The sequence below is a fragment of the Bradyrhizobium sp. RD5-C2 genome (genome assembly GCF_019972155.1).
GTDB lineage: Bacteria > Pseudomonadota > Alphaproteobacteria > Rhizobiales > Xanthobacteraceae > Bradyrhizobium.
This window is the reverse complement of the sequence record NZ_BOVL01000021.1, coordinates 16,383-31,694: the sequence shown is the minus strand read 5'-3', so window position 1 is coordinate 31,694 and position 15,312 is coordinate 16,383. Positions and strand designations below refer to the sequence as shown.

Below are 15,312 nucleotides of genomic sequence, written 5' to 3'. Positions count from 1 at the left end.
GGGCCTGCTCGAGATCGTAAACAAGAGACGTGTCGGCAGATCCGCCTACGTTCGATGAATCGTTTAATGTTACGGAATAATTCCAAGTCATCTTGGTCGAGCTTTCAATCTATGGTAGCGTAGAAATAATAGACAATATTCATGCGGACCAGTCACCGGGTAGTTAATAGACGCCAAATGGCCGGCCCCGGACAAGGCGGCACGTGAGGCTGTTCATGTCCAGGGCCTCTGGCGCGATCTGCTTGGGGCGTCATGTTGGGGCGTCACCTTGGGGCATCACACAGAGTCCGGCCATTCTTTGCATGCGGCAAGATCGGAAGGGCATGACCTTATAAGCGATAAGGCCGACGCGATCATCCCCGTGACCCCGGTGACGGCCATGCCGGGTGCCGCGATCCGTAAGACTACGGAGCCTGGTTCGGCTTTCCGAGCGGTTCCCCGATGGACTCCAGGATCGGCATGATGTTGCTCGCGAATTCGGTATGGCCGGTGATAACGCCAATTGCATCTCGCCGAAGAGCCATAGTACTCTGCCCGTCATATTCACTTGCTGCTCTGTCGTTTCGTTACGAATAGTCAGTGTGCGCTGACGGCGAGGCCGACGAGCAGGGGCGGGGCGGGCTCACGGCAATCTCGGCCCACCTTCGACTGCAGTTATTTTCAGCTACTGAGCAGATTAAATCGCGAGATGATTGAAACGCGGAGCGGCACGACAGCAGACAGCGGGATAGTTGCGCTCGCGATGCTGCTGCGTTTTCACGGCCTCCCGGCCGATGTCGACCAGATTCGTCATCAAGTCGGCAATGGCCCGTTCGGAACGCCGGAGATGCTGCGGTACGCGCGCTCGACCGGCGTCAAGGCGCGCGAGCTGAGCACCAACTGGCTGAGACTCGAGAAGGTCCCGCTTCCTGCCATCGCGCCGTTGCGCGACGGCGGCCATCTGATCCTCGCCAAGGTGGGCGCCGACAAGATCCTCGTTCAATCGCCTCTGGCAGAGCGCCCGGAGTTGATCACGAGGGCCGACCTGGAAGCGGTGTGGACCGGCAAGCTGATCCTGGTGAGCCGGCGGGCGGGACTGGTCAATCTTGCGCGCCGCTTTGACCTGTCGTGGTTTCTGGGGGCAATCCACAAATATCGGTATCATTTCGTCGAGGTGTTGATCGCCTCGTTCTTCTTGCAGCTGTTCGCACTGGTGTCGCCGCTGTTCTTTCAGGTGGTGATCGACAAGGTCCTGGTTAATCACACGCTCAGCACACTCGATGTGCTCGTCGTGGGGTTGATCGGCATCGCGGCTTTCGAAACGGCCCTCGCGATATTGAGGACCTACCTGTTCTCGCATGTGACCAACCGGATCGATGTCGAGCTGGGAGCCCGCTTGTTTAGGCATCTCATCGGGCTGCCCATTGCCTACTTCCAGGCGCGCCGGGTCGGCGACTCGGTTGCGCGGGTCCGCGAGTTGGAGAACATTCGCAACTTCCTGACCGGCTCCGCGCTGACGGTCGTGATAGATCTGTTCTTCACCATCGTGTTCATCGCGGTGATGTTTGTCTACTCGCCGATCCTGACCTGGATCGTGCTTGGGTCATTCCCGCTTTATGTCGGCATCTCCGCCGGCGCGACGCCGATGTTCCGTCAGCGGCTGGATACCAAATTCGAGCGCGGGGCCGAAAACCAGTCCTTTCTCGTCGAGAGCGTGACCGGGGTCGAGACGATCAAGGCCATGGCGCTCGAACCGCAGATGCAGCGCCGCTGGGAGGAGCAGCTTGCCGGATACGTTGCGGCGAGCTTCCGCGTGCTCAGCCTCGCCAATGTAGCGAGCCAATCGGTCCAGTTCGTCAGCAAGCTCGTCACCGCGGTGATCCTTTACGCCGGCGCCAAGCTGGTGATCGACGGCAGCCTCACGGTCGGCGAGCTGATCGCCTTCAACATGTTCTCGTCACGCGTAAGTGCGCCGGTTCTGCGACTGGCGCAGCTCTGGCAGGACTTTCATCAGGCCAGGCTCTCGATCGCGCGGCTCGGTGACATCCTGAATACGCCGGCCGAACAGACGTTCAGCCCCGGTCGCGCCGTGCCGCCGCCCATCAAGGGGCAGGTCACCCTTGAACACGTGGCGTTCCGCTATCGGGTCGATGGACCCGAAGTGCTGCATGACATCAACATCAGCATTCCGGCCGGCCAGGTCGTCGGCATCGTCGGCCCGTCCGGTTCGGGCAAGAGCACTTTCACGAAGCTCGTTCAGCGCCTTTACGTTCCGGAGAAGGGCAGGGTCCTTGTCGACGGGATTGACCTTGCGATGGTCGATCCGGCGTGGCTGCGTCGCCAGGTCGGCGTCGTCCTGCAGGAAAACGTGTTGTTCAATCGCAGCGTACGGGAAAACATCGCGCTCGCCGATCCTGCCGCACCGATGGAGAAAGTGGTCGCCGCGGCTCAGCTTGCGGGAGCTCACGAATTCATTCTGGAACTGCCGGAAGGCTACGACACCGTCGTCGGCGAGCGCGGCTCCAGTCTGTCGGGCGGGCAGCGGCAACGCATCGCGATCGCACGGGCCCTTATCACCGATCCCCGCATCCTGATCTTCGACGAAGCGACCAGTTCGCTGGACTACGAAAGCGAAAGGGTCATTCAGGACAATATGAACCGGATCGTGAAGGGACGAACGGTTTTTGTCATTGCACATCGTCTATCCGCTGTCAGGCGCACCGATCGGATCATCACCATTGATCGCGGCCGGCTCGTCGAACAGGGATCCCATGAGGAGTTGTTGAGCACAGGCGGAAGATACGCGTCGCTGTACCGGATACAGGCGGGGATCCATGAAGTCGGCTCGTGAAGTGGTTGCGGTCGGGGGCAAAACCCGGGACGAGCTGGCCTTCCTGCCGGCCGCCCTCGAAATTGTCGAGACGCCGCCATCTCCCACCGCCAGGCTGACCGCCGTCCTGCTTGCTGCCCTGTTCTGCTGCGCCGTGGCGTGGGCGGCTCTCGGCAAGATCGACATCGTTGCCTCAGCACCTGGAAAGATCGTACCGGGCGACCGTGTCAAGCTGGTTCAGCCGCTGGAGATCGGAGTGGTGCGGGCCATTCACGTCCGCGACGGTCAAAGGGTCAAGGCAGGTGAGATTCTGATCGAGCTGGATCCGACCAGCAATCAGGCGGAGTTTCAGCACCTGAAGAACGATCTTCTCGCGTCACAGCTGGATATTTCACGCGCCCGTTCGGCGCTCGACGGAAACACCGACGCGCTTGACGGCGCACCGGCCGACACGCCGCCCGCGTTGATCCAGATGCATCTGGAGTACCTGCGCAGTCAGGATTCCGAGCAGCGCGCCAAATTGTCGGAACTGGATCGGCAGCGGGTGCAGAAGGTCGCGGAGACCAAAACGATCGACGCCAGCATCGCCAAGATTGAAGCTCTACTGCCGGTCCTGCAGGAGCGGGTCGGCGTTCGCAAGTACCTGGCGGATAGGGAGTACGGTTCAAAGCTGCAATACTTGCAGGAACTCCAGGAACTCGTCGGGATGCAGCAGGACGTCCTGGTGCAACGGAGCAAGCTCGAGGAGGCCAACGCGGCCGTCGCCGCGCTCGCAGAGACGCGCGCCAAGCTAGTCTCGGAATACCGGCACCGCCTGTACGATGATCTCGCCAAGGCGACGCAGAAGGCCGGCAGCCTCAAGGACGAAGTGTCCAAAGCCGAGCACCGGACCAGCCTTCAAAAACTTGCCGCCCCCATCGATGGCGTGGTGCAGCAACTGGCCGTGCACACGGTCGGCGGCGTCGCAACCGCCGCCCAGACGCTCGCGGTCGTCGTACCCAGCGACAATCTGTTTGAAATCGAAGCGATGGTTTCAAATCGCGATATCGGCTTCGTGCACCCCGGCCAGGACGCCGAAATCAAGGTCGATACCTTCAACTTCACGCGCTACGGCCTGCTGCACGGCAAGATCGTCAGCGTCTCGCCCGATTCCGTCTCCCGCGACCGGTCACGGGATTCAGCCCGCGAGCCCAATGGCGGCGCGCCGGAAGAAAGCAGCGAGCCCAAGGGGACGGGACCCGTCTATGTCGCGCATGTCTCGATCGACCGGACCAAGATGGTCGTCGATGACAAGGAGATCAATCTTTCGCCGGGAATGACCGTAACCGTCCAAATCAGGACGGGCGCCCGCAGCATCATGAGCTATTTGTTGTCGCCGATCGTGCGCTACCGGCAGGATGCTCTCCGGGAGCGGTGAAGGAATTCGGCGGTCAGGCCGTCATGACGTGGTTCGCGATTCCACGTGGCTCAGGCTCGGGTCGGATTCATGGATCGCGAGGCAGTTTTGCCCTGCGTCGTAGGTCCGGTATCCATGATCGGCAAGCGCGCGAACGAGTGCGGCCTTGTCGGTCTTGATGAATTCCGCATGAATCACAGGGTGATGCTGCCGGATCGTGGCGCTGGCCCCCTCCAGCACCTTCAGCTCCATCCCTTCGACGTCGATCTTGATCAGATCGCAACGGCTCAGATTCAGGGAGTCCAGGGTGATCATCGTCGTTTCAGTGCCGTTGGCCTGGGTATAGTCGATCTTCTGACCGATCTGCTCCGTGCCGGGGCGTTGCGTCACCTCCAGACTTCCGAAGCTGGCGGGCTCCTGATGGCTTAAGGTCGGCACCCAGGTCTTGCCGGTTTCCGACGAAATGACCGCGTGCATCGCCCGCGCGTTGAAGCAGTTGTTGATGGCGATGTTGCCGGCAAGGGCGTAGTAGACTCGTTCCTGCGCCTCGATGGCAACGACCGAGCCCCAGCCGTTCATGTGCTTGGACCATTCGATGGTGTGAACGCCGATGTTCGCCCCGCAGTCGATGGCGACCACGCCGTCCCCCCGGTAGGTTCTTCGCAGTGCAAGAAGACCCTTCGTGAGCTCGATTTCTGTGACGTCGAACGCGCCGTGCTCGAGGATCTGAATCCCGACTCCAAAGGTGTGTTCGCCGGCGGTGTGGTAGTCTAGCCGGTTGACGATCAGCGGGCCATGAGCCGACGCTGCGATCACAAACGGGACCTTGCTGGGATTGCGACTCATCGCTTGTGTTTCTTTGTTTCTGCGGCTCCGGAGCGGCCGCGAGAGAAGTGTGCGCTAAGGTTTTCGTCCGTTGACGCGATTGTCAATCTCGCCTACCGTCTGCCGGTATTTTTAGCTTTCTTTATATTTTCAGGGCAGGGGATATTCGTGAATGCGATTGCCGTCGCGCCGGCGATCGGGCTGAAGCGTCCGATTGACCAAGTGGCCGACCAACCCAAAGTCATCGTTGATCGGTCGACCAGCGCGGTACCCGCCAAGTCGGAAGCCGTTGCGCCGGATGCCGAAACGCCCAAGCGGGCCTATCCGGCAGCGGCAGAACTTCCCACTCAAGTCGGTCCGAAGGGCCTGCGCTTCGACTTCAACGACGGCGCCCGGGTCGTCTGTCCCGAAGCCGAAGGTCCTTGGCGCGTGCGTCTTTGGGACGCCGAGACCGGCAATGTTCTTTTCGAGACGCAGTTCGCGGGCGGACGCGTCAACAGCTCAAAGCGCTACTACATTCGTTTCCGTATCGAGGTCTTGCAGGGCGAGGATGTCATTTTCTCGCATGAGTACAACGCGACGGATCGTCACGTCCTGATACAGCTTCCGGTCGGCACCCTGGGCGACACGATCGGCTGGTTTCCCTATGTGGAAAAGTTCAGGCAAGCTCACAATTGCAGGCTGACCTGTGCGATGGCGGAGAAGCTGATTCCGCTGTTTCGCGATGCGTATCCGGAGATCAACTTCGTTACGCATGAGGAAATTCAAACCGACCGATACTACGCCACCTACAGCGTCGGATTGTTTTTCGACGACAAGAATTTCGTCTACCAGCCGTGTGACTTCCGCTTTGTGGGGCTGCACCGGACCGCCGGATACATCCTCGGCGTCGATCCGACCGAGGTGGCGCCGCGCATCTCGCTGGCCGATGAGCAAAGGCCCATTCCCGAGCCTTATGTTTGCATCGCGGTTCAGAGCACGACGCAGTGCAAGTACTGGAATAACCCGAACGGTTGGCGCGAGCTGATCAGCTTCCTCAAGCAGGCCGGCTATCGCGTGATCTGCATCGATCAGAAGCCGACGCACGGCCACGAGCTGGTATGGAATCACATTCCGAACGGCGCGGAGGACTGGACCGGTGACCGCCCGATTCAGGAGCGAGCGAATCTGCTCGATCACGCGGACTTCTTCATCGGCCTTTCCAGCGGACTTGCCTGGCTGGCCTGGGCGGTCGGCACCCCGGTCGTGATGATCGCGGGCTTCACGCATCCGACAAATGAATTTGCTACGCCGTATCGCGTGATCAACTATCACGCCTGCAATAGCTGCTGGAACGATCCGGCGGTTCGATTCGACCACAAAGATTTTTTCTGGTGTCCCCGCCACAAGGGAACGCCGCGTCAGTTCGAGTGCACAAAGCTGATCACCGTGGACCATGTGAAGTCGGTGATCAGGACGATTCCTGGATTCAAGCTCTAGCCTATTTCAAGAACTGACCATTTTTTTTGGGGGCGCGCTGCCATGAGCACCACTTTTGTAAGCTCGGGTGTTACCAGCTCAGGACTGACCGAAACGGGAGCCAACACGCTCGAGGTCCTCAGCGGAGGCTCGGCAACCCAGACGACGCTCAGTGGCGGCGGCCAGCTCCTGGTCGATGCCGGCGGCTACGCGGTTGGGACCACAATTTCCAGCGGCGGCAGTGCCGTCGTCGGCGCCGGCGGCGCGGGCGATCGCTTCGCCGTCTCGAGTGGCGGCACGCTCAACGTGGCGGGGACCGTCAACAGTTTCACGGCGGTGTTCACTGGGGGCGTCGAGAACATCGAGGCCGGCGGATTCATCTCCGGAGCCGTCGGCTCGGGCACCGGCATTTCCGGCGGCACCGTCAATGTTCTCGCCGGCGGCTCTGCTTCATACCTGTCGGTTTCGAGCGGCGGCGTCTTCAACGTAGCCGGCACGACGCTCAGCATGATCGGGGTCCGTAGCGGCGGTGTCGAAAACGTACTGTCGGGCGGTTTCATTTCGGGGGCAACAAACTCCGGGACCGGCGTTTCCGCCGGCGGCATATTGAACCTTTCTGCCGGCGGGTCCGCCGTCCATGTTGGCGTTTCCAGCGGCGGCACGTTCAACGTTGCTGGCAGTGTGCTGAGCAATGCGGCCGTCTACGCCGGTGGCGTCGAGAATATCCTGTCGGGCGGGTCGATCTCCGGAGCGAGCGGATCCGGGACCGGCGTTTCGGGCGGTACGTTGAACCTTTCGGCCGGCGGCACGGCGGCCTATGTCGGCGTCTCGGCCGGTGGCGTCTTCAACGTCGCCGGTACGGTGCTGAGCTCTGTCAGTGTGTATAGCGGCGGCGTCGAGAACGTGCTGTCGGGCGGTGTGGTGCAGGGTGTGTCCGGAGGCTTTGGCACCGCGATCTCCGGTGGCACGGTGAACGTGCTGTCGGGCGCGACCGCGACCGCGATGTTCGTCTATGCCAGCGGTGCGCTGAACGACAGCGGTATCGTCACCAATCAATTCGTGCTCAGCGGCGGCGTTGAGACCGTTTCGTCGGGTGGCCTCGCGTCGGGCGTGCAAGTTTCGGGCGGCGGTCTGCTCGACATTCTCGCCGGCGGCTCGGCGACGAGTGTTGGCGATTCCGGGCGGGTCATCGTCGAAGCCGGCGCCACCGCCGACCACGTTACTGTTTCGAGCGGCGGCGTGCTCAGCGTCGGCGGCACCATGACCAGCAATACGGGCGTCCTGGCGGGCGGCGTCGAGACGGTGCTGTCCGGTGGTCTGATCAGCGGGGCCAGTGGCTCGGGGACGGGCATTGCCGGCGGTACGGTAAACCTTCTGGCCGGGGGCTCAGCGGTTTTTGTCGGCGTGTCGAGCGGCGGCACGTTCAATGTCGCGGGCACCGTGCTCAGCAACGGCATGGTGTTTGCCGGCGGCGTCGAGAACGTGCAGTCCGGCGGTCTGATCACCGGCGCCATCAGCTCGGGGACCGGTGTTATCGGTACCCTCAACGTTCTGGCCGGTGGCTCGGCGGCCTATGTCGGTGTTTCGAGCGGCGGCACGTTCAACGTGTCGGGCACCGTGCTCAGCAATGTCGCTGTCTATGATGGCGGCGTTGAAAACGTCCTCTCGGGTGGTGTTGTCACCGGCGTTACCGGTTCCGGGACCGGCGTATCCGGCGGCACGGTCAACGTATTTGGCGGCGGCGCGCTGGATCACCTGACGGTGTCGAGCGGAACGCTGAATGTTTCCGCCGGCGGCATGGTGCACAACATAGCGGTGTCGAGCGGCGGCACGTTCAATCTTGCCGGCACGACGACGAGCAACACGACGGTGTCGAGCGGCGGTGTCGAGAACGTGCTGTCCGGTGGACTGATCTCGGGATCCTTCTCCGCGGGGAACGGAGTTATCGGCACTTTGAATCTTCTTGCCGGTGGCTCGGCTACTTTCGTCGGTGTGTCGAGTGGCGGCACGTTCAACGTGGCTGGCACCGTACTCGGCAATGTCGGCGTCTTTGACGGCGGCGTTGAGAATGTTCTCTCGGGTGGTGTGGTCACCGGCGCCCCCGGCCTCGGGACGGGCATATCCGGCGGCACCGTCAACGTTCTTGCGGGCGGTGCGCTGGATCATCTGACAGTTTCGAGCGGTACTCTGAATGTCTCGGCCGGTGGTACGGCCCACGACCTTACGGTGTCGAGCGGCACCCTGAATGTTGCGGGTACGATCACAAGCAACACGCTGGTCTCGAGCGGCGGCGTGGAGAACGTGCTGTCCGGCGGGTTCATCTCCGGGGCATCGAGTGCGGCGACCGTCATTTTCGCCGGAGGCGTCGTGAATGTCCTGGCCGGTGGTTCGGCTGTTCACGTCGGTGTGTCGAGTGGCGGCATCTTCAATGTCGCAGGCAAGGTGCTGAGCAATACCGGTGTGTACGCCGGCGGCGTAGAGAACGTCTTGTCCGGAGGATCGATCTCCGGCGCGAGCGGATCCGGGACTGGAGTTTCGGGCGGTACGTTGAACCTGTCGGCCGGCGGCACGGCGGCCTTTGTCGGCGTGTCGAGCGGCGGCATCTTCAATGTTGCCGGCACCGTGCTGAGCAATGCCAGCGTCACTAGCGGCGGTGTCGAGAACGTGCTGTCCGGTGGACTGATCACCGGAGCCGTCAGTTCAGGCACCGGCGTCAGCGCAGGCGGCGTATTGAACGTTCTGGCCGGCGGCACGGCGGCTTTCGTCGGCGTCTCCAGCGGCGGCATATTCAATGTGTCGGGCACCGTGCTCAGCCGCGTGGGCGTTTATGCCGGTGGTGTTGAGAACGTCGTCTCAGGTGGTGTTGTCAACGGCGCCGTGGGCTCCGGGACGGCCGTCTCCGGCGGCACGGTCAACGTCCTTTCGGGCGGCGCGCTGGATCACCTGACCGTTTCCAGTGGCGGCGTGTTCAACGTTGCCGCCGGAGGCACGGCGCACGACATTGCGGTGTCGAGTGGTGGCGCGTTCAATCTAGCAGGCACGACGACGAGCAACGTCTTCGTGTTCGCTGGTGGTAGTGAGATTGTATCGTCCGGCGGCTCCGCAGGGGTGGTGACGATCTCCGGCGGCGTGGTCGAATTGCAGGCGGGAAGCCTCGCGAGCGGCATCGCATTCAGCGGTTCCGGCGGGCAGCTCAAGGTCGATGGCACATCTTTGGCCGGCACCACCATCAGCGGTCTGGTGCTGGGCGACAGCATCGATTTGGCTGGCCTCAATTTCGTATCCGGCGGATCGGCGTCCTTGCTCGCGGGCAACATCCTGCATGTCACCGAGGGGGCTTCCTCCTTTGATCTGCAGCTTGATCAAACCCCTGGCGTCCGGTTCAGCGTCGGCACCGATGGCGGCACCGGCACGCTGGTCACGACGCGTGCCGACGTCGCACCGGTCACGTCCGCGCCCAATGTAACGGCAATCTTTGGCGAGAGCTCTGCGCTCGCTTCCAGCCTGTTCTCGGTCACGGACGCCGATGGCGATCCCATCACCCAATACGCGTTCTGGGACACCCAAGGTAACGGACACTGGGTCCTCAACGGCGTCGCGCAGGCGACCAACGCCGAGATCGATATTGGGGCGGCGAACCTGTCGCAGATGAGCTACGTGTTCGGTCCGAGCGGTTCGACTGATACCCTCTTCGTACGAGCCAATGACGGCACGGCTTGGAGCGGCTGGACCCAGTTTACCGCAAAGGCGTTTGTCGACACCGCGCCAACCGTGAACGCAGCCAATGTCACCGCGGCGCACGGCCAGACGTCGATCGCCGCATCCAGCCTGTTCACGGTGAGCGATCCGGATCCCGACACGATGACCCAGTACGCGTTCTGGGACACCGGCGGAAGCGGCCACTGGGTAGTGAACGGTGTCGCCCAGGCAGCCAACGTCGAGATCGATGTTCCGGCGGCGAACCTGTCGCAGGTGAGCTACGTGTTCGGGCCGACAGGGTCAGCCCCCGATACGCTGTTCATCAAGGCGAACGACGGAACATTGTGGGGAGCCTGGCAGTCGTTCACGGCAACATCGGGGGCCGATACCGCTCCGGTCGTTACGGCCGCTAACGTGACGGCCGCCCATGGGCAGACGTCGGCTCTCGCCTCGAGCCTGTTCTCGACCTCGGATGCCGAGAGCGATCCGATCACCCAGTACGCTTTCTGGGACACCGGTGGCAACGGCCACTGGGTGGTGAATGGTGTCGCCCAGGCCGCCAATGTCGAGATCGATGTTGCGGCGGCGAACCTGTCGCAGGTGAGCTACGTATTCGGCCCCGGCGGCTCGATGGCTGATACGCTTTACGTGCGGGCGAATGACGGCAGCCTGTGGGGGGCCTGGAAGTCGTTCACGGCAACACCGGGGAGCGATACCGCTCCGGTCGTTACGGCCGCGAACGTCACAGCGGCCCATGGGCAGACGTCGGCGCTTGCGTCGAGCCTGTTCTCGACCTCGGATGCCGAGAGCGATCCGATCACGCAGTATGCGTTCTGGGACACCGGTGGAAATGGCCACTGGGTGGTGAATGGTGTGGCCCAGGCCGCCAATGTCGAGATCGATGTTGCCGCGGCGAACCTGTCGCAGGTCAGCTACGTGTTCGGGCCCGGCGGCTCGATGCCCGATACGCTCTACGTGCGGGCCAACGATGGCAGTCTGTGGGGGGCCTGGAAGTCGTTCACGGCAACACCGGGGGTCGATACTGCTCCGGTTGTTACGGCCGCGAACGTGACCGCCGCCCATGGGCAGACGTCGGCTCTTGCGTCGAGCCTGTTCTCGACCTCGGATGCCGAGAGCGATCCGATCACCCAGTATGCGTTCTGGGACACCGGCGGAAGTGGCCACTGGGTGGTGAATGGTGTCGCCCAGGCGGCCAACACCGAGATCGATGTTGCCGCGGCGAACCTGTCGCAGGTGAGCTACGTATTCGGTCCCGGCGGCTCGACGGCTGATACGCTTTTCGTGCGGGCAAACGACGGCAGCCTGTGGAGTAACTGGACATCGTTCACGGCAGGGCCGGGGGGCGATACTGCTCCGGCCGTGACTGCGGCGAACGTGAAAGCGGCCCATGGGCAGACGTCGGCTCTCGCCTCGAGCCTGTTCTCGACCTCGGATGCCGACAGCGATCCGATGACCCAGTATGGGTTCTGGGACACCGGCGGTAATGGCCACTGGGTGGTGAACGGCGTCGCCCAGGCGGCAAACGTCGAGATCGATGTTGCCGCGGCGAATCTTTCGCAGGTCAGCTACGTGTTCGGACCGGGCGGCTCGACGCCCGATACGCTCTACGTGCGGGCGAATGACGGATCGAAGTGGAGCACCTGGACCGCGTTCACGGCAACACCGGGGGACGATACTGCTCCGGTCGTTACGGCAGCGAACGTGGCCGCGGTTCACGGCGAGGCGTCGACTCTCGCCTCGAGCCTGTTCTCGACCTCGGATGCCGAGAGCGATCCGATCACCCAGTACGGATTCTGGGACACCGGCGGCAATGGCCACTGGGTGGTGAATGGTGTCGCCCAGGCGGCAAACGTCGAGATCGATGTGTCCGCGGCGAACCTCTCGCAGGTGAGCTACGTGTTCGGTCCCGGCAACTCGACGCCCGACACGCTCTACGTGCGGGCGAACGACGGATCGAAGTGGAGCACCTGGGCCGCATTCACGGCAACACCGGGCCCCGACACGGCTCCGGTCGTGACGGCGGCGAACGTGGCCGCGGTCCACGGTGAGACGTCGGCTCTTGCGTCGAGCCTGTTCTCGACCTCGGATGCCGAGAGCGATCCGATCACCCAGTACGCGTTCTGGGACACCGGCGGCAATGGCCACTGGGTGGTGAATGGTGTCGCCCAGGCGGCCAACGCCGAGATCGATGTTGCCGCGGCGAACCTCTCACAGGTGAGCTACGTGTTCGGCCCCGGCGGCTCGACATCAGATACGCTCTATGTGCGGGCCAATGACGGCAGCGAGTGGGGCTCCTGGGCCGCATTCACGGCAACGCCGGGTCCCGACACGGCTCCGGTCGTGACGGCATCGGACGTCAGCGGCATTCACGGCCATTCGGTGGCGGCCTCGACCCTGTTCTCGACCTCGGATGCCGAGAGCGATCCGATCACCCAGTATGCGTTCTGGGACACCGGTGGAAATGGCCACTGGGTGGTGAACGGCGTCGCCCAGGCGGCCAACGCCGAGATCGATGTCTCGGCGGCGAATCTCTCGCAGGTGAGCTACGTGTTCGGCCCCGGCGGCTCGCCGTCGGATACGCTCTTCGTGCGGGCCAATGACGGCAGCGAGTGGAGTACGTGGAAGTCGTTCACGGCCACCGCAACCAACCAGGCGCCAACCGTCTCGGTCGCCAACGTCGTGACGGTCTCGGGGCAGACCTTTGCTGCCGCGAACCTCGTCACTGCGGCGGACGCCGACGGCGATGCCATCACGAAATATGCGCTGTGGGATTCCAACACCAACGGGCGCTGGAACGTCAACGGAGTCAACCAGTCTGCGAATACCGAGATCGACATCACTGCGGCGCAGCTTTCCCAGACGACCTATCAGGCCGGCTCGGGCACCGACCAACTCTGGATCCGGGCGAATGACGGCACCGCATGGGGCGCCTGGCAGTCGTTCAATGTGACAGGAGAGAGCCCGAGCAGCGCCAACATCGTGCCGGGCGGCACCCTGGAATTGACCGGGGGGTCGAATGCCGGCGTGACGTTCCAAGGGTCGACGGGGACGCTGAAGCTCGACAATTCCGCGAGCTTTAGCGGGACCGTCGCCGGGATGACGGGTTCGGATGCGATCGATTTCGCGAACATCAATTTCGCGAGCGTTCACACGCCGACCTTCAGCGGAACCAGTACGAACGGAACGCTCACGGTGACGGACGGCACTGTTACGGCGAGTATTGCGCTTCTCGGCAACTACATGGCCTCGACCTTCACGACCTCGAGCGACGGCCATGGCGGGACCCTGGTTGTCGATCCGCCGGCGACGCAGGTCAGCCAGCTTGCGCAGCCACAGCATGCGTGAGGCCTGAAGATGAGGAGCTATGGGGGCCTGTCGCGGGCCCACCGCAACCAGATTCCTCAACCAGCAGAAACAAAAAGGCCCGCCTTCCGGCGGGCCTTTTCGTGTCTTGCGACGCTTCCGGGATTCCATGCAAGACCGAACGCTTCGTCGCCCAGCGACTGATTACGGAGTCGAGCTGTTGCAGGCTGCTTCCGCCGGCACTTCGTCGGCATTCGGGTCGGCTGCGGCCGTGGCCCAGGCGAGCTCGACGAGTGTCACGATCCGCCGGCCGGCCCCGTCAAGCTGGCAGACGATCAGGCCCTGCTCCTCGATGTAGGTCAGCAAATGCCGGGCGCGACGCAGCGAGTGCGTGCCATAGGCGCGGGCGATCGCGGCATCGCTCGGGCAGGGCCAGCCTTCCTTCGCGGCGCGGGCGATCATCATGAAGACGCCCTGCATGTCCTCGGGCAGGATCGCGGCACGCAGCGAGACATCCTGCCACGCGTCGTCCTCCGCCATCTCGGCGCCGAGCCCGGCGCGGGCGCGCGTCAGCATGCGGCGGAAATCGGTCAGCTCGGGCACGACGGCACCGAGACCCTCGATCCGGCAGCGGACCACGAACTCCTGATAGAGCACGCCGATGGCGCGGAAGCCGGCGTCGGGCTCGGCGAGGATCGCGCGCAAGATGCGATCCAGCCGCTCACGCCGCTCGGCCAGCTGCTCGGCGCTGAGCGGCGGTTCCGCGGTTTCGGGATCTTGCTCCGGTACAGTTGGCTTGCCGGCCATCAACTGGCTGAGCAGGTCGGGCGACGGCGCGCGGCGCGGCGGTCTGGCCGTAGTTTCGGGCGGCGGGGCCGCGAGGATGATGGCGCGTGCATCCTCAAGCGCCGCTTCAGGCAGCGGCATCAGCCGCGGTGCCGCGTTGCGCGGTTGGGTGTCGGTCGGACCGATGCGCAAGCCCAGCGGGCGGCGGGAGAGCGCGGGTCCCAGCGCCATGAATTGTCCGCGCTCCAGGTCGCGGAACGCTTCCGCCTGCCGCCGCTCCATGCCGAGCAGGTCGGCGGCGCGCGCCATGTCGATATCGAGGAAGGTCCGGCCCATCAGGAAGTTCGATGCTTCGGCCGCGACATTCTTGGCGAGCTTGGCCAGCCGCTGGGTCGCGATGATCCCGGCAAGCCCGCGCTTGCGGCCGCGGCACATCAGGTTGGTCATCGCGCCGAGCGAGAGCTTGCGCGCCTCGTCGGAAACTTCGCCCGCGATCGCCGGCGCGAACAGCTGCGCCTCGTCCACCACCACCAGCATCGGATACCAGTGGTCGCGGGCGACCTCGAACATGCCGCCGAGGAAGGCCGCGGCGCGCCGCATCTGGTTCTCGGCGTCGAGCCCCTCGAGATTGAGCACGGTGGAGACGCGATGGATGCGCACGCGCTCGCCGGCGACCTGCAGGCTGCGCTCGGTATGGTCCTCGGCATCGATGACGAGGTGGCCGAATCGCTCGGCCAGGGTCACGAAGTCACCCTCGGGATCGATGATGGTCTGCTGCACCCATGGCGCGCTCTGTTCCAGCAGCCGGCGCAGCAGATGGGATTTGCCGGAACCCGAATTGCCCTGCACCAGGAGGCGCGTGGCCAATAGCTCCTCGAGGTCGATGGCCGCCGAAGCGCCGGCCGTCGTTTGTCCCATCTCGATCGCTACGGTCATGTCCCGACTCAAATTGTCCTTGCGGGACGCGGCTTAACAAGCCGATCGCGCCCCGTCGAGCGAACCGCGGCATGATCCC

Annotated in this window: 6 protein-coding genes; 4 read left to right on the top strand and 2 right to left on the bottom strand. The window is 63.5% G+C overall.

The annotated features are described in order from the left end of the window. Positions 1-688 precede the first annotated feature (688 nt). Positions 689-2,830: a type I secretion system permease/ATPase gene (locus BraRD5C2_RS27445; protein ID WP_223974051.1), complete on the top strand. Its 2,142-nt coding sequence runs from the start codon at positions 689-691 to the stop codon at positions 2,828-2,830. Continuing rightward, positions 2,814-4,226, top strand: coding sequence for an HlyD family type I secretion periplasmic adaptor subunit (locus BraRD5C2_RS27440; RefSeq protein ID WP_223974050.1), 1,413 nt, complete (start codon positions 2,814-2,816; stop codon positions 4,224-4,226). Before BraRD5C2_RS27445 ends, BraRD5C2_RS27440 begins: the two co-directional genes overlap by 17 nt. A 21-nt stretch (positions 4,227-4,247) precedes the next feature. Here BraRD5C2_RS27440 and BraRD5C2_RS27435 read toward each other — a convergent pair whose 3' ends face one another. Next, positions 4,248-5,051 (bottom strand): FkbM family methyltransferase, encoded by an 804-nt coding sequence (locus tag BraRD5C2_RS27435; protein ID WP_223974048.1) that lies wholly within the window; start codon positions 5,049-5,051, stop codon positions 4,248-4,250. Positions 5,052-5,198: 147 nt separating this feature from the next. On the opposite strand from BraRD5C2_RS27435, the gene BraRD5C2_RS27430 reads away from it, so the two are divergent. Both BraRD5C2_RS27430 and BraRD5C2_RS27425 read left to right on the top strand, forming a co-directional pair. After that, on the top strand, positions 5,199-6,509 hold the full coding sequence (locus tag BraRD5C2_RS27430) for an autotransporter strand-loop-strand O-heptosyltransferase (RefSeq protein WP_223974046.1): 1,311 nt from the start codon (positions 5,199-5,201) through the stop codon (positions 6,507-6,509). A gap of 42 nt (positions 6,510-6,551) precedes the next feature. Then, the gene (locus tag BraRD5C2_RS27425) at positions 6,552-13,553 is read left to right on the top strand and encodes a hypothetical protein (RefSeq protein ID WP_223974044.1); all 7,002 of its coding nucleotides are present in this window, start codon (positions 6,552-6,554) and stop codon (positions 13,551-13,553) included. Positions 13,554-13,715: 162 nt separating this feature from the next. On the opposite strand, the gene BraRD5C2_RS27420 is transcribed toward BraRD5C2_RS27425, so the two are convergent. Then, a complete protein-coding gene (locus tag BraRD5C2_RS27420) occupies positions 13,716-15,233 on the bottom strand; it encodes a helicase HerA domain-containing protein (RefSeq protein WP_223974042.1) in 1,518 nt (505 codons plus the stop codon). Between the last annotated feature and the right edge of the window lie 79 nt (positions 15,234-15,312).

Excerpts from the sequence above, each read along its gene's own strand:
- BraRD5C2_RS27445 (WP_223974051.1), top strand. The coding sequence starts at position 689 with ATGATTGAAACGCGGAGCGGCACGACAGCAGACAGCGGGATAGTTGCG.
- BraRD5C2_RS27425 (WP_223974044.1), top strand. The coding sequence starts at position 6,552 with ATGAGCACCACTTTTGTAAGCTCGGGTGTTACCAGCTCAGGACTGACC.
- BraRD5C2_RS27435 (WP_223974048.1), bottom strand. The coding sequence starts at position 5,051 with ATGAGTCGCAATCCCAGCAAGGTCCCGTTTGTGATCGCAGCGTCGGCT.
- BraRD5C2_RS27420 (WP_223974042.1), bottom strand. The coding sequence starts at position 15,233 with ATGACCGTAGCGATCGAGATGGGACAAACGACGGCCGGCGCTTCGGCG.
- BraRD5C2_RS27440 (WP_223974050.1), top strand. The coding sequence starts at position 2,814 with ATGAAGTCGGCTCGTGAAGTGGTTGCGGTCGGGGGCAAAACCCGGGAC.